General features: G+C 44.6%; 11 protein-coding genes, 2 rRNA genes and 1 other annotated feature. Of the genes, 10 read left to right on the plus strand and 3 right to left on the minus strand.

Features of this window, described 5'->3' with window-relative positions; genetic code table 11:
• Positions 1-247: 247 nt before the first annotated feature.
• From MKY93_RS00045 to MKY93_RS00065, 5 genes are all read left to right on the plus strand, one after another.
• Positions 248-3,173, plus strand: a 23S ribosomal RNA gene (locus tag MKY93_RS00045).
• A gap of 71 nt (positions 3,174-3,244) precedes the next feature.
• Positions 3,245-3,360 (plus strand): 5S ribosomal RNA (gene rrf / locus MKY93_RS00050).
• Positions 3,361-3,687: 327 nt separating this feature from the next.
• Positions 3,688-4,170, plus strand: a complete 483-nt coding sequence (locus tag MKY93_RS00055; RefSeq protein WP_281422235.1) for a glutathione peroxidase — start codon at positions 3,688-3,690, stop codon at positions 4,168-4,170.
• 105 nt (positions 4,171-4,275) lie between these two features.
• Positions 4,276-5,742 carry an IMP dehydrogenase gene (gene guaB / locus MKY93_RS00060; RefSeq protein WP_078818851.1) on the plus strand — a complete coding sequence of 489 codons (1,467 nt, stop codon included), beginning with the start codon at positions 4,276-4,278 and terminating at the stop codon, positions 5,740-5,742.
• Positions 5,743-5,915: 173 nt separating this feature from the next.
• Positions 5,916-7,265: a serine hydrolase gene (locus tag MKY93_RS00065; protein WP_078818852.1), complete on the plus strand. Its 1,350-nt coding sequence runs from the start codon at positions 5,916-5,918 to the stop codon at positions 7,263-7,265.
• 15 nt (positions 7,266-7,280) lie between these two features.
• Here the strand turns inward: MKY93_RS00065 and pdxR are convergent, their stop codons facing one another.
• The gene (pdxR, locus tag MKY93_RS00070; protein ID WP_221834942.1) at positions 7,281-8,705 is read right to left on the minus strand and encodes a MocR-like pyridoxine biosynthesis transcription factor PdxR; all 1,425 of its coding nucleotides are present in this window, start codon (positions 8,703-8,705) and stop codon (positions 7,281-7,283) included.
• A 100-nt stretch (positions 8,706-8,805) separates the two neighbouring features.
• On the opposite strand from pdxR, the gene pdxS reads away from it, so the two are divergent.
• Both pdxS and serS read left to right on the plus strand, forming a co-directional pair.
• Positions 8,806-9,651 (plus strand): pyridoxal 5'-phosphate synthase lyase subunit PdxS, encoded by an 846-nt coding sequence (gene pdxS / locus MKY93_RS00075; RefSeq protein WP_340757711.1) that lies wholly within the window; start codon positions 8,806-8,808, stop codon positions 9,649-9,651.
• A gap of 122 nt (positions 9,652-9,773) precedes the next feature.
• Positions 9,774-9,984: a binding site (T-box leader), on the plus strand.
• 66 nt (positions 9,985-10,050) lie between these two features.
• Positions 10,051-11,334, plus strand: a complete 1,284-nt coding sequence (gene serS, locus MKY93_RS00080) for a serine--tRNA ligase (RefSeq protein WP_221834944.1) — start codon at positions 10,051-10,053, stop codon at positions 11,332-11,334.
• A 13-nt stretch (positions 11,335-11,347) separates the two neighbouring features.
• Here serS and tadA read toward each other — a convergent pair whose 3' ends face one another.
• Complete coding sequence (tadA, locus tag MKY93_RS00085; protein ID WP_009499383.1) at positions 11,348-11,854, minus strand: tRNA adenosine(34) deaminase TadA; 507 nt, start codon at positions 11,852-11,854, stop codon at positions 11,348-11,350.
• Between the two features lie 256 nt (positions 11,855-12,110).
• Here tadA and MKY93_RS00090 point away from each other — a divergent pair, with 256 nt between their 5' ends.
• Complete coding sequence (locus MKY93_RS00090) at positions 12,111-12,788, plus strand: deoxynucleoside kinase (RefSeq protein WP_078818856.1); 678 nt, start codon at positions 12,111-12,113, stop codon at positions 12,786-12,788.
• Positions 12,775-13,434 carry a deoxynucleoside kinase gene (locus MKY93_RS00095; RefSeq protein ID WP_078818857.1) on the plus strand — a complete coding sequence of 220 codons (660 nt, stop codon included), beginning with the start codon at positions 12,775-12,777 and terminating at the stop codon, positions 13,432-13,434. The genes MKY93_RS00090 and MKY93_RS00095 overlap by 14 nt, the downstream gene beginning before the upstream one ends.
• A 25-nt stretch (positions 13,435-13,459) precedes the next feature.
• Here MKY93_RS00095 and MKY93_RS00100 read toward each other — a convergent pair whose 3' ends face one another.
• Positions 13,460-14,824 (minus strand): aspartate kinase, encoded by a 1,365-nt coding sequence (locus MKY93_RS00100; protein WP_009499386.1) that lies wholly within the window; start codon positions 14,822-14,824, stop codon positions 13,460-13,462.
• 156 nt (positions 14,825-14,980) lie between these two features.
• Between MKY93_RS00100 and MKY93_RS00105 the strand changes: the two genes are divergently transcribed.
• Positions 14,981-16,273 (plus strand): homoserine dehydrogenase, encoded by a 1,293-nt coding sequence (locus MKY93_RS00105; protein WP_340757717.1) that lies wholly within the window; start codon positions 14,981-14,983, stop codon positions 16,271-16,273.
• Position 16,274: the final 1 nt, after the last annotated feature.

Genomic DNA, 16,274 nt, shown 5'->3' on the forward strand with positions numbered 1-16,274 from the left:
ATAGTATGCCATCTTGGCATTCGGAAGATGGATCTTCGATCCGTCACGTTAACGTTTTGCGTTCAGTTTTGAAGGCTCATTTTTTGAGTGTTCAAAGCTTTTTTTCTTTAGACTTGTTCATTGAAAACTGGATAAAACGACATTGAAAGTAATCAAGTAATCAACCGAATCGAACATTTTGTTTGATTCATGTAAACTTTTTAACCTTCGTTCTTTCTATCGCTAGAGAGACGTTGGACCTTTTATAGGTTAAGTTAGAAAGGGCGCACGGCGGATGCCTTGGCACTAGGAGCCGATGAAGGACGGCACTAACACCGATATGCTTCGGGGAGCTGTAAGTAAGCTTTGATCCGAAGATTTCCGAATGGGGAAACCCACTGTCCGTAATGGGACAGTACGTTCACGTGAATACATAGCGTGATCGTGGCACACCCGGAGAACTGAAACATCTAAGTACCCGGAGGAAGAGAAAGAAAATCGATTCCCTTAGTAGCGGCGAGCGAAACGGGAAGAGCCCAAACCAGGAAGCTTGCTTCCTGGGGTTGTAGGACACTCTATACGGAGTTACAAAGGAATGCATTAGACGAAGCGATCTGGAAAGATCCGCCGCAGTGGGTAACAGCCCCGTAGTCGAAAGTGCATTCCCTCCAGAGTGGATCCTGAGTACGGCGGAACACGTGAAATTCCGTCGGAATCCGGGAGGACCATCTCCCAAGGCTAAATACTCCCTAGTGACCGATAGTGAACCAGTACCGTGAGGGAAAGGTGAAAAGCACCCCGGAAGGGGAGTGAAATAGAACCTGAAACCGTGTGCCTACAAATTGTCAGAGCCCGTTAATGGGTGATGGCGTGCCTTTTGTAGAATGAACCGGCGAGTTACGATTCCATGCAAGGTTAAGCTGAGAAAGCGGAGCCGCAGCGAAAGCGAGTCTGAATAGGGCGCATGAGTATGGGGTCGTAGACCCGAAACCAGGTGATCTACCCATGTCCAGGGTGAAGGTCAGGTAACACTGACTGGAGGCCCGAACCCACGTATGTTGAAAAATGCGGGGATGAGGTGTGGGTAGCGGTGAAATTCCAATCGAACCTGGAGATAGCTGGTTCTCTCCGAAATAGCTTTAGGGCTAGCCTCAAACGAAAGAATCTCGGAGGTAGAGCACTGTTTGGACGAGGGGCCCATCCCGGGTTACCGAATTCAGACAAACTCCGAATGCCGATGATTTATGTTTGGGAGTCAGACGGTGGGTGATAAGATCCATCGTCGAGAGGGAAACAGCCCAGACCACCAGTTAAGGTCCCCAAGTATCCGTTAAGTGGAAAAGGATGTGGCGCTGCCCAGACAACCAGGATGTTGGCTTAGAAGCAGCCATCATTTAAAGAGTGCGTAATAGCTCACTGGTCGAGTGGCGCTGCGCCGAAAATGTACCGGGGCTAAACGGATCACCGAAACTGTGGATTGACGCAAGTCAATGGTAGGAGAGCGTTCCAAGGGCGTTGAAGCTAGACCGGAAGGACTGGTGGAGCGCTTGGAAGTGAGAATGCCGGTATGAGTAGCGAAAGAAGGGTGAGAATCCCTTCCACCGAATGCCTAAGGTTTCCTGAGGAAGGCTCGTCCGCTCAGGGTTAGTCAGGACCTAAGTCGAGGCCGATAGGCGTAGACGATGGACAACAGGTTGATATTCCTGTACCACCTCCCCGCCGTTTGAGTAATGGGGGGACGCAGTAGGATAGGGTGAGCACGCAGTTGGTTGCGTGTCTAAGCAGTGAGGTGGAGAACGAGGCAAATCCCGTTCTCATATAACACTAGGCTGTGATGGCAAGGAGAATTGTCTCCGGAGTCCCTGATTTCACACTGCCAAGAAAAGCCTCTAGCGAGGCGGGAGGTGCCTGTACCGCAAACCGACACAGGTAGGCGAGGAGAGAATCCTAAGGTGATCGAGAGAACTCTCGTTAAGGAACTCGGCAAAATGACCCCGTAACTTCGGGAGAAGGGGTGCTCTGGTAGGGTGAATAGCCCGAGAGAGCCGCAGTGAATAGGCCCAGGCGACTGTTTAGCAAAAACACAGGTCTCTGCAAAACCGTAAGGTGACGTATAGGGGCTGACGCCTGCCCGGTGCTGGAAGGTTAAGAGGAGGGGTTAGCGCAAGCGAAGCTCTGAATTGAAGCCCCAGTAAACGGCGGCCGTAACTATAACGGTCCTAAGGTAGCGAAATTCCTTGTCGGGTAAGTTCCGACCCGCACGAAAGGCGTAACGATCTGGGCACTGTCTCAACGAGAGACTCGGTGAAATTATAATATGCGTGAAGATGCGCATTACCCGCGACAGGACGGAAAGACCCCGTGGAGCTTTACTGTAGCCTGATATTGAATTCCGGTGCAGCCTGTACAGGATAGGTAGGAGCCTTGGATTCCGGAGCGCCAGCTTCGGAGGAGGCGTTGGTGGGATACTACCCTGGCTGTATTGGACTTCTAACCCATGCCCGTGATCCGGGCAGGAGACAGTGTCAGGTGGGCAGTTTGACTGGGGCGGTCGCCTCCTAAAGAGTAACGGAGGCGCCCAAAGGTTCCCTCAGAATGGTTGGACATCATTCGTAGAGTGCAAAGGCATAAGGGAGCTTGACTGCGAGACCTACAAGTCGAGCAGGGTCGAAAGACGGGCTTAGTGATCCGGTGGTTCCGCATGGAAGGGCCATCGCTCAACGGATAAAAGCTACCCCGGGGATAACAGGCTTATCTCCCCCAAGAGTCCACATCGACGGGGAGGTTTGGCACCTCGATGTCGGCTCGTCGCATCCTGGGGCTGTAGTCGGTCCCAAGGGTTGGGCTGTTCGCCCATTAAAGCGGCACGCGAGCTGGGTTCAGAACGTCGTGAGACAGTTCGGTCCCTATCCGTCGCGGGCGCAGGAAATTTGAGAAGAGCTGTCCTTAGTACGAGAGGACCGGGATGGACATACCGCTGGTGTACCAGTTGTCTTGCCAAAGGCATCGCTGGGTAGCTATGTATGGACGGGATAAATGCTGAAAGCATCTAAGCATGAAGCCCCCTTCAAGATGAGATTTCCCATTACGCAAGTAAGTAAGATCCCTCAAAGATGATGAGGTGGATAGGTCTGGGGTGGAAGCACGGCGACGTGTGCAGCTGACAGATACTAATCGATCGAGGACTTAACCTATTTTAAGAAGCACTACTTGATGTACACAATGTCTTTTATTCAGTTTTGAGTGAACAAGTTTTACTCATCTGTCTAGTAACGATGGCGAAGAGGTCACACCCGTTCCCATACCGAACACGGAAGTTAAGCTCTTCAGCGCCGATGGTAGTCGGGGGCTTCCCCCTGTGAGAGTAGGACGTTGCTAGGCATGCGAAGCCATTCACTATGGTCCTCATAGTGAGTGGCTTTTTTGTGTTCCTGAAAATATAAAAAGAGGGAGACCGCTCGTTGTGTATGAAACGGTTTGGTGTGGTGCAGTGAGAGAAATGTTCGCACTTGAGGCGGATTGGTGCGGTGAGTGGAGAGAAAGGTTCGTGTAGTTCCTGGATTGGTGTGTTTCAATGAAGATTTGGCTCATTTTCCGAGTGGAATGGTTCATTTGGAGTGGGATTCTGTGAAAGGTTGAAAAATGGATTGTTAGGTTTTCTTTTGATATTCATGTAAAGTGGATGAAAAGAAACGAGGTGATCTTATCATGATGACAGTTTATGATTTTATTGTGAAGACTGCTAGTGGAGGGAAGAAATCTTTACAGGCGTATAAAGGCAAACCAATGATTATTGTCAATACTGCCAGTAAGTGTGGCTTTACAAAACAGTTTAAAGAACTTCAGGATTTATATGAAGAATATAAAGACAGAGGGCTTGTGATACTTGGTTTTCCATCCGATAACTTCAATAATCAAGAATTCGATGATATTGAGGAGACTGTTGAATTCTGTCAGGTGAATTATGGAGTAACGTTTCCGATGTTTGCAAAGGTAAATGTAAAAGGTCACGGAGCGGATCCTTTATTTTGTTACTTAATTGAACAAAAGAAGGGCATACTGACAGAGGGAATCAAATGGAACTTTACAAAGTTTTTGATTGATCAGAATGGACAGGTAGTAGAACGTTTTGCTCCTCAAACGAACCCTCTCAAAATGAAAAAGTCATTGGAAAAACTATTCAATGAATAATGGGAATACTTAGTTTACAAATTTGTGCCTTGACACGTTAGATTGGCGCTGATAACCTTTTAATAATCTTTACTGACAATAGTTATTTTAGGAGGCAGAAAGTTAATGTGGGAATCAAAATTTTCTCGTGAAGGTTTAACGTTTGATGATGTATTACTAGTTCCGGCTGCATCTGATGTGTTACCGAAAGACGTGTCCTTGGCCGTGAGTTTGACGGATACAATCAAGTTAAATATTCCTATTATCAGTGCTGGAATGGATACTGTTACTGAATCCAAGATGGCAATCTCTATGGCGCGCCAAGGTGGAGTTGGCATTATTCATAAAAACATGAGTATTGAAGAGCAGGCAGAACAAGTCGTTACGGTAAAACGTTCGGAAAATGGAGTTATTAAAAATCCTTTCTTCTTAACGCCAGAACATCAAGTGTTTGATGCAGAACACTTAATGGGGAAATACCGAATCTCAGGTGTTCCGATCGTCAATAATATGGAAGAGAAAAAATTGGTTGGTATTTTGACGAACCGCGACCTTAGATTTATTCAGGATTATTCAATGCTTATTGATGAAGTTATGACGAAAGAAAACTTAGTAACTGCTCCTGTAGGCACTACGTTAGAAGAAGCAGAGAAGACACTACAGCAATATAAGATTGAAAAACTTCCTATTGTAGATGAAAAAGGGATCCTAAATGGTTTGATCACCATTAAAGATATCGAAAAAGTAATTGAGTTCCCGAGTGCTGCAAAAGACCAAGCTGGCCGTCTGTTGGTCGGTGCAGCTGTAGGAGTGACTGTAGATACGTCTACACGCGTGGAGAAGTTAGTACAAGCAGAAGTCGACCTTATTGTTATTGACACGGCTCACGGTCATTCTAAGGGTGTTATTGACACTGTTAGAGAGATTCGCGCGAACTATCCGCATCTTGCGATTGTCGCAGGGAACGTGGCGACTGCGGAAGCAACAGAGGCTCTTTACGAAGCTGGTGCTGACGTGGTCAAGGTTGGAATCGGTCCTGGTTCAATTTGTACAACACGTGTAGTAGCAGGAGTCGGAGTTCCCCAAATCACAGCTATTTACGAATGTGCGTCAGTTGCTAGAAAATATGGCAAGACGATTATCGCGGATGGTGGAATTAAATACTCTGGAGATATTGTCAAAGCGCTTGCTGCCGGTGGACATGCTGTTATGCTAGGAAGCTTGTTGGCGGGTACTACAGAGAGCCCTGGTGAATCTGAAATCTTCCAAGGACGCCGTTTCAAGGTATACCGTGGCATGGGATCAGTAGCGGCAATGGAACAAGGTTCAAAAGATCGTTACTTCCAGGAAGATGAGAAGAAACTTGTACCTGAGGGTATTGAAGGTCGTATGCCCTATAAAGGACCACTAACGGATACGATCCATCAACTAGTTGGCGGTATTCGCTCTGGAATGGGCTATTGCGGGTCAAAAGATTTGGAAGCTCATCGGGAAAAGGCACAGTTTATACGTATGACAGGCGCCGGCTTACAAGAGAGTCACCCGCATCAGGTTCAGATTACGAAAGAAGCCCCTAACTACTCTGTGCGTTAACTATTATTAGAGAATCGGCAGGGAGGTAAATATACCTTCCGCCGTTCTAATGTTTTACACCTTTTTTCGTCACTTTCTATGAGCGAAAAGGTGTTTTTTTGGGATAAGGATACATGATACGGCGATAATATGGTACACTGATTTTTGATATTGTCAATACGGGGGTATAGTGAGTGAAAAAGGTAACAAGAAGATGGCTGTCAGTTTTGATGGTACCGATGATGTTGTTAATGACAATCGGAATCCATACGCCTGCGGCAAATGCAGAATCTTCATTGGGGATTCATGTAGACGGAGCAATTTTGATTGATGCGGACAGTGGAAAAGTTTTATACGAAGAAAATGCTGATAAAGCATTAGGTATTGCAAGTATGACGAAAATGATGACGGAATACCTGATGTTTGAAGCATTGGAAGAAGGAACGATTTCTTGGGATCAAGAGTATCGGGTGAACGGATATACATATGCTGTGTCGCAAGATCGCCGTTTGAGCAATGTGCCACTTCGCCGTGATGGCACGTATACCATCCGTGAACTTTATGAAGCTGTAGCAATTTATTCAGCCAATGCTGCTACAATTGCGATAGCAGAGACAATTGCAGGAACAGAGGCAGAGTTCATAAAATTAATGAATGCCAAAGCTGAAGAGCTTGGATTAACAGACTATAAATTTGTCAATTCGACAGGTTTGAATAACAATGACTTACAGGGAATGCATCCAAGTGGGACAGGCGAGAAGGACGAAAACGTGATGCCTGCACGTTCTGTTGCCAAATTGGCCTATCACCTATTGCAAGACTATCCCGAGGTACTGGAAACTACAAAAATCAGTAAGAAGGTATTTCGCGAAGGTACAGAAGATGCCATCAATATGGATAACTGGAACTTCATGCTTCCCGGTTTAGTGTATGAGTACCCGGGAGTCGATGGCTTGAAGACGGGAACTACTGAGTTTGCGGGACATTGTTTTACAGGTACTGCCACTCGTGCTGATAAACGGGTTATTGCAGTTGTAATGAATGCTGTAGATACAAAGGGTGTTGGTTCGTATCAAGCACGTTTTGATGCTACTCGTGCATTGTTTGACTATGGCTTCAGTCAATTTACTGAAACAGAGCTTTTACCTGCAGGACATCAGTTCAAGAAACAAAAAACATTAGGTGTCATCAAAGGGAAAGAGAAGAAAGTTGGAATTGCCACAAAAGAACCTGTTAGCATGTTGATTCGCAACAGTGAGAAAAAAGAGTATGAACCTGAGCTTGTGCTCGACAAAAAGCTTGTGAAAGATGGAAAAGTTCAAGCACCATTGAAAAAAGGTACAGTGATCGGCCATGTGAAGTTAGTAAAAAAAGATGGTTCGGACCTTGGCTTTATCGATGGGGAAACAGCGGGCACTGAAGTTGTGACAACGGAAGAAGTGAAGAAAGCAGGATGGTTCTCTCTAACGATGGGAGCAATCGGAGATTTCTTTGCCAGCGCTTGGAAGAGTTCAACTGGTTTTGTAAAAGGATTATTTGATTGATGTAAAGCAACGGACCTATAAACTAGGTGTCGTTGCTTTTTTTATGTTCCAGACTTGCAATAGAGTGTCAATTCCTGTCGTGATCTCCTCTTCCGACAATCCACCAAAACCGATGAGGAAGGAGGGGGTGGACAAGCTAGGGACAGTTCGGTAGGTATCTAGGCCGCGAACTTTGATTCCCACGGATAATGCTTTCTCCAGCAATTCCTCTTCAGTACTCTCTATATGTACATGCAGCAAAATATGCATGCCAGCTTCATCGCCTGAGAACGAAATAAAAGGCTCGTAAAGTTTCAATACTTCAGTCAGAACTTGCATCTTTCGACGATAAATTTTGCGCATCCGATTGAGATGGCGGGAGAATTTTCCGTCGGCCATGAAGCGCGCAAGAATATGCTGATCGATCCTTGGAACCGAAGATGAATAGGGAATGAATGCTTGCCGATACATTTCCAGTAGCAGCGGAGGAAGCACCATGTAAGCAATACGCATCGAAGGCATAAGCGATTTTGTGAAGGTGCTCAGGTAAATAACGTTTTCGCCCTTATCCATTCCCTGCAATGAAGGGATGGGACGGCCGCGATAACGGAATTCACTGTCATAATCGTCCTCAATAATAAAAAAGTCAGGATTGGAAGCTGCCCAGTTCAAGAGAGCCGTTCTGCGTGCTGCAGTGAGCACTGTACCCGTTGGAAACTGATGAGAAGGGGTAACGTAGGCAATTGTTGCATTCGATCGTTGAAGGGCTTTTACGTCCATTCCCTCTTGATCCACTGCAATCGGGATTGTTTGCCTATGGCTTTCTGAAAACACATGCCTTGTCATCAAGTAACCGGGATCTTCAATAGCATAGCGAGCCTCCTCGCCCAGTATCCGAATAATCAATGGCAGTAATTGTTCTGTTCCGGAGCCAACGATAATTTGTCCAGGCGTACAGTCTACTCCACGTGAGTGATATAAATAACGTGCGATTTCCCGGCGTAATTCTAGGTCGCCGTGCGGGTCGCCCAACAGTAATAGATGGGAATGAGATGAATCTATTATATCGCGTGCATACTTCCTCCAATCTGAGAAGGGGAAGTGATCTGTATCAATCGCCCCTGCAGAAAAATCGTAGAGAATTGGCTCTTCCTTTATTTTTTGCACGGCAGCGGGGATTTCTAATTTCATTGGCTGCACATAGGCCAGTTCTTCAATCGCTTGAACGAAGTACCCTTTTCTTGGTTCTGCAGCAATGAAACCTTCTGCAGCTAGCTGGTCATAGGCCAATTCGATAGTTGTTTGGCTGACGTTCAGAAAGTCCTCCAACTGACGTTTAGAAGGCAGCTTCATCCCTACAGGAAATTTTCCATCAATGATATCTTGTCGAATTTGATTGTATATTTGCTGATATAACGGAATGTCTGATGTTTTCTGAAGCTCAATGAAAATCATATCCATGATAAAAACTTCCTTCTGACCACTTCACTTATTGTCTATCTGGCTATTTCAATGTGGTCAAATTCGATTATACTGAAAATATCGAAAAGGGGGAAGAGATATGAATTTTAAATATGGTGGAGTTATCATGGATGTAATTAATGCAGAGCAAGCACGAGTGGCGGAAGCAGCAGGTGCAATAGCGGTCATGGCGTTGGAGCGGGTACCGTCGGATATTCGGGCAGCAGGTGGTGTCGCACGGATGGCGGATCCTCGCATTGTTGAAGAAGTGCAACAAGCTGTTTCTATTCCGGTTATGGCAAAAGCACGAATCGGTCATATTTCCGAAGCACGTGTACTCGAATCACTTGGCGTCGACTTTATTGATGAAAGTGAAGTATTGACACCTGCCGACGATGAGTTTCATCTTCTCAAGAGTGATTTTAATGTGCCATTTGTCTGCGGTGCACGTAACTTAGGGGAGGCGGCTCGTCGCTTGGGTGAAGGAGCGAAGATGCTCCGAACAAAAGGGGAGCCGGGCACAGGAAATATCGTGGAAGCGGTTCGTCACTTACGTATGATCAATGCACAAGTAAATAAAGTAGTGCATATGAGCAAGGATGAACTGATGACGGAAGCGAACGACTTAGGGGCGCCATATGAAATTTTATTAGCGATTAAAGAAGCAGGACGTTTACCAGTCATCAATTATTCAGCAGGCGGTGTGGCGACTCCTGCGGATGCAGCATTGATGATGGAGCTAGGTGCGGATGGCGTATTCGTTGGCTCCGGCATTTTTAAGTCGGATAATCCGGAAGCATTTGCGCGTGCGATTGTACAGGCAACGGCAGACTTTCAAAATTACGGGCTGATTGCAAATTTATCAAAAGGTATTGGAACCCCAATGAAAGGTTTGGAAATGTCGACGCTGGCGGATAGTGAATTAATGGCAGCGCGCAGTTTATAACGTAAGAACATGTTATGGGTGGGATGACCGTCCATGACATGTTTCCAATGGTTTGATCGACATCTATTATCATGAACCTTGTCATTGAAGATTATTTGTAGTATGGTATATCTAATTTCACATATTTCACGATGATAGGAAGCAGTAGCAACTAGGTTTTTTCAAAGAGAGCCAGCGGGTGGTGTGAGCTGGTAAAAACCGTTGTGAATCCGTCCTGGAGTAGCAGAACTGAAGTCAGTAGGTTCTTGCCGGTCAGTTGAGCCGATATCTCAAACAAGTGGACTGGGTAACCAGTCAATTTGGGTGGCAACGCGGGTAGTTCTCGTCCCTTTTATAGGGGATGGAGGGCTTTTTTTATTGTTTTTTTCTATGTGGATTATCTAAAGGGAGGCGAGTTGTATGCTAGACAGTAAAGTATTGCGTGCAAATTTTGAAGAGGTAAAGGAAAAGTTGAGTAAACGAGGAGAAGATTTAACCGATTTTGATAAGTTTGGCGGGTTAGACGAGAAGCGTCGCGAAATCTTATCGAAGGTTGAAATTTTAAAAGCAGAGCGAAATGAAGTCTCACAACAAGTTGCGCAAATGAAACGTAATAAAGAAAATGCCGATGAAGTCATCGTAAGAATGCGGGAAGTTGGCGAAGAAATAAAAGCTTACGATCAAGAGCTTGCAAAAGTAGAAGAAGAATTAAACTATGTGCTAATGCGTATCCCGAATATCCCGCATGAAAGCGTACCGGTCGGGGACAGTGAGGATGATAATGTTGAAGTCCGTACATGGGGAGATCAACCGAACTTTAGCTTTGAACCCAAACCGCATTGGGAGCTTGGAACAGACCTGCAGTTACTAGATTTTGAACGAGCAGCAAAAGTAACGGGCAGCCGTTTTGTATTTTACCGTGGACTCGGTGCACGTCTGGAGCGTGCGTTGATCAATTTCATGATGGATCTTCATCAGGAAGAGCATGGATATGAAGAAATGTTGCCGCCGTATTTGGTAAACCGTGCAAGCTTAACGGGAACAGGTCAACTACCTAAATTTGAAGAGGATGCGTTTTTGGTTGAAGAAGAAGATTATTTCTTGATTCCGACATCTGAAGTGCCGGTAACGAATTTTTACCGAGAAGAAATTTTAGACGGGGCTAAATTACCACAAGCGTTTGCTGCATATAGCACGAATTTCCGTTCAGAAGCGGGCTCTGCTGGTCGTGATACACGCGGATTAATCCGTCAACATCAATTCAATAAAGTGGAACTTGTTCGTTTCGTAAAGCCAGAAGACTCTTACGATGAGTTGGAAAAATTGACAGGGCACGCAGAGCGTGTATTGCAATTATTAAACTTGCCTTATCGCGTATTGAAGATGTGTACAGCGGATTTAGGATTCACGGCAGCGAAAAAGTATGACTTAGAGGTATGGATTCCGACGCAAAATGTGTACCGTGAAATCTCATCTTGTTCAAACTTTGAAGATTTCCAGGCACGCAGAGCTTCTATTCGTTTCCGTCGGGAAGCAGGCGCGAAGCCAGAATACGTTCATACATTAAATGGCAGTGGATTGGCAGTTGGTAGGACAGTAGCTGCAATTTTGGAGAACTATCAGCAAGAAGACGGTTCAGTCGTCATTCCTGAAGTACTTCGTCCGTATATGGGTGGAAGAGAAAAAATCGAGGCACCAAAATAATAAGAAAAGAAGCTCACTCCAGGACTCCGTCTTGGTAACGGGCTTCTTTTTTTTCTTCTTTTCTTTTCCGGCGAATGGCACGAAAAAAATTGGTCAATAGCTGACCGCATTCTTCTGCCAATACACCTTCCTTCACTTCACATTCATGATTGAAGCGAGGGTCATTAAGCAATTGATAGAATGTATGAACGCAACCACCTTTTGGATCACGCGCACCATACACTACACGAGGAATACGTGATTGCAGAATGGCGCCTGCACACATCGGACAAGGCTCTAAGGTGACATATAAAACAGCATCTTCCAGTCTCCAGCTCCCTAATGTTTCACAAGCAAGTTGAATTGCTGAAAGCTCAGCATGGGTCACAGCATTCTGAGTTGTTTCACGTAAATTATGGGCAGATGCAATGACTTTGCCGTCATGGACGATAACTGCTCCAATCGGGACCTCTCCCAAAGTCTCAGCTTTCTTTGCCTCATCTATAGCTAACATCATATAGTACTGATCATCTTTGTGCATTTCGTCCACTCCTTACAAATAGTCTATCATGTGAAAGGTCAAAATCAATATTTCAAATGTTCCACGTGAAACATTTAGGGGACGATGGATGAATTTGATTGCCTCAATAGGGAATCCGTCCATAAAGAATTATAAAAGTTTGAGTTGTTACTCAACAGAAAACTACTTTTAGTTAATTACTACTTTAAGAAATGGGGATTTTCCACTGAATTCAGATAAGTACCATACCTGGCCTTCTGATGTGTTAAAATAAAACATGTATCTAAATTGGAAGGGTGAAGGTCACGTGTTTGTTCCATTCATTGCTGTCGAAGGTCCGATCGGTGTAGGGAAGACTACATTGACTGCAGCGATTGCGAAGACTTTTAGCTATCAACAGCTTCAAGAAATCAGCAGTGAAAATCCATTTTTGGATCAATTTTATCAGGATAAAGAAAAGTGGAGTTTCCAAACAGAGATGTTCTTTTTGTGCAATCGTTATGAGCAATTGAAACAAATCAATAAAGACTATATATCCGCGGGTATTCCTGTTGTAGCGGATTATCATATTTTTAAGAATATGCTGTTTGCGCAGCGTACACTGGAAGCCAGTGACCTAGCTAAATATAAAGAAATTTACCGTATTTTGACACAGGATTTACCAATGCCAAATATCATCATTTCATTGTCGGCTAGCTTGTCGACATTACAACAGAGAATTCATGAGCGCGGACGTTATTATGAGTCAGATATGGATTCTGACTATTTACAACTGCTTTCGGACGATTACAGTTCCTACATACCTGAGTTTGAAAAAGCACATCCTGACATCTCTGTTCTCCATATAGACGGTGATCAGATGGATTTTGTGCGTAACACGCAAGACTTGAAGAATATTTTGGCTAGAGTGGATGCAGCTGTACAGAAAGGTTTGAATTTGAATGAAACTACATGAAATTCCAAAGAATAGCGTTTTTGCAGTGGCAGGAATGGTAGGTGTAGGTAAGTCTACGATGACTAAAGCTCTTGCATCGCGTCTTGGCTTTCAAGCATCCTTTGAAAATGTAGCAGAAAACCCTTATTTAGACCGTTTCTATAGTGATTTTGAACGGTGGAGTTTTCACTTGCAGATCTTCTTTTTGGCAGAACGTTTTAAAGAGCAGAAGCGGATTTTTGAAAATGGCGGTGGCTTTGTACAAGATCGCTCTATTTACGAGGATGTTGGAATTTTTGCGAAAATGCATGCTGATGAAGGTACGATGGATAGTGTGGATTATACCACTTACATGAATTTGTTCGAAGCGATGGTCATGACTCCTTACTTTCCGCATCCAGACGCCTTAATTTACTTGGAAGGTTCATTGGAATCGATACTTGAACGAATCGAACGGCGGGGAAGAGAGATGGAGTTGCAGACGTCTCGCGGTTATTGGGAAGAAACACATCGTCGATATGAGAAATGGATTGATTCGTTCACGGCATGCCCTGTCGTACGATTGAATATTGAGGACTATGATGTATTGAGGAATGAACAAGATGTGGATCAAATTATTGATAAAATAGCGAATGTGATAAAAAAAGAGCCGACTCCCGATAAGTAATGGGGGATGTCGCCTCTCTGGCCTTTTAATGTGCTGGGACTTCTGTGAAGAATTCTTGATATAATTCACGTAGGACGAGATTTTCATCCTTTTCTTGAATACCGAAAACCAAACTGACTTCAGAGGATCCTTGGTTGATCATTTCGATATTGGCGCCTGTCCGTGCAATAGCGGATGCCGCACGTGCTGCCAGACCTCGAGTATGACGCATGCCTTCTCCTACAAGTACGACCATGGAATAGTCATGTTGGAAATGCACATCGTCGGGGTGCAACTCTGTTTCGATGCGATTTATAATACGCGCTTCTTTTTCATCCGTTAAGTGTTCGCTGCGAATAATAACGGAGAGGTTGTCGATTCCTGACGGTGTATGCTCATAAGGAATTTCTTCTTCCTCGAGAATTTGCAGCAAGTGGCGTCCGAAACCGATTTCTAAGTTCATCAAGTATTTATCTACGAATAGCGTTGAGAAGCCATTATCAGCCGCAATGCCGACGACGGATTGGAGTGCATGGTCTCGGTTTCGTACGATCATGGTACCCGGCGCGCTAGGATTGTTCGTATTTTTGATGCATACAGGAATCTTGTGGCGAAATGCTGGAACCAGTGCTTCCTCATGGAAAACTGTAAAGCCTGCGTAGGCAAGTTCACGCATCTCTCGATAGGTCATCGTATCAATTGCCTGTGGGTTCTCGATGACTGTTGGATTCGCTGAAAAAACGCAATCCACGTCGGTGAAATTTTCATAAAGTTCTGCGTTTGTAGCGGCTGCTAAGAGTGCACCCGTAATGTCGGAGCCTCCCCGATTGAATGTACGCAATGTTCCATCTTCTGTATAGCCAAAAAAGCCTGGGAATACGACAATGCCCTTTTTATCGCGTAAAGTGCATAGTTTTTCATTACCTTCAGGTAAAGCGCGAACGCGTTCTGGGCGGTGGTTAACGAGCAGACCACCTTCACGCGGATTAACATACTCTGCGTCAATACCAATATGTTGGAAATACGCAGCAATTAATTTCGCATTGTTGTCTTCACCGGCAGCTTTTAGACTATCTATATACAAGATTTCATCTGATTGATCTTTCTTTAACCGTCGAATTAAATCTTGTTCGATGATTTGAGCAATCCCGCTATCGAGATCAAGACCTTCAGCGATTTGTTGATAGCGTTCCACGACATTATGTAATGCATCAGTCGTATCTTTTCCGGCTAGTGAAGTGTCTGCCAGGTCAATCAGCAGGTCTGTCACTTTAATATCTTCAGAAAAGCGTTTACCCGGAGCAGAAACTACGACGATTTTTCTAGAGGGATCAGACACGACAATGTCGACCACTTTACGGATTTGTTCCGCAGATGCGACGGAAGTTCCGCCAAATTTACAAACTTTCATTATATACCAGATCCTATCTATTTGAGATTATCTATCTATTATTTTAGAAAATTCATGATAACGGGTTGTTATTGAAGGCGGAATTCTCTATAATTGTCCTTATGCGAAGAACGATTGTTTTTTCATAGTGTACATTGTAGATGGGAGAATCGTCAAATGAAAAATGAAATTAATATTGGTTTGCTTGGCTACGGAGTTGTAGGAAGCGGCGTGGCAACCATCTTACATAACCATCAGGAAGATTTACGCCACAAGTTAGGTGTCCCTGTATCGATTAAGAAAGTAGTCGTTAAGGATTTAGAGAAAAAGCGTAACGGTGTTATATCGAAAGAAATGTTTACAACTTCTTTGGATGAAGTTCTCAATGATCCGGAAATTGATTTAGTGGTAGAAGTAATGGGAGGAACGTCAGCCGCTCAAGAGGCAATACGACGTTCATTGGAAGCAGGCAAAGGTGTTGTGACTGCAAACAAAGATGTCATGGCAGAGTCAGGTCCTGAATTATTGAAACTGGCAGATGAAAATAAATGTGATCTATTATATGAAGCGAGTGTAGGTGGAGGAATTCCATTGATCCGCACGCTGGAAGATGGATTAGCGTCCGACCGGATTACCGCATTGACAGGTATCGTCAATGGAACAACGAACTTTATTCTTACAAAAATGAAGCATGAAAATAAAACTTATGAGGATGCACTTGCAGAAGCAACGGAATTAGGATTTGCAGAAGCAGATCCATCTGCAGATGTTGATGGTATCGATGCTGCTCGAAAAATGGTAATCTTGGCTTCATTATCATTCTCTACGGAAGTCCGTCTTGATGATGTGTTCGTCCGTGGTATGAAAGAAATCAAAGATGGTGATTTGCAGCTGGCAGAACAGTTTGGTTATACAATCAAAATGGCTGGCTCTGCACGTAAAGACGAGGATGGCATCGAGGTAGCGGTGGAACCGGTTTTCTTCCCGAACTCTCACCCGTTGGCAACGGTCAATAATGAATTCAATGCGGTATATGTCTACGGTGATGCAGTCGGTGAAACAATGTTCTATGGACCTGGAGCGGGCTCCATGCCAACAGCGACTTCAGTAACAGGTGATGTGGTAGCCGCTTGCCGTAATTTATTGCTAGGCGTGAATGGTAAGAGATTACATGCTCCGCAATATGAGCGAAAAGTGAAGAGTGACGATCAGAAGTATGCTCGCTATTTCCATCGAATTACGGTACGCGATGAAGTAGGCGTTTTGACGGAACTGACTTCTATATACAGCCATCATAAAGCAAGTTTAGCTACGGTCGTTCAAGACTCAGAGCTGCATGAAGAAGGTGCGGACTTAATTTTCATTACCCATAAAATATCTCGTCAACAACATTTGGATATTTTACAGGACTTAAAAGATACACCAACGGTCATTGACATTTCGAGTCATTACCGGGTGGAAGGAGAATAAT

Origin of the sequence: Sporosarcina sp. FSL W7-1283, assembly GCF_038003105.1 — a bacterium.
GTDB lineage: Bacteria > Bacillota > Bacilli > Bacillales_A > Planococcaceae > Sporosarcina > Sporosarcina newyorkensis.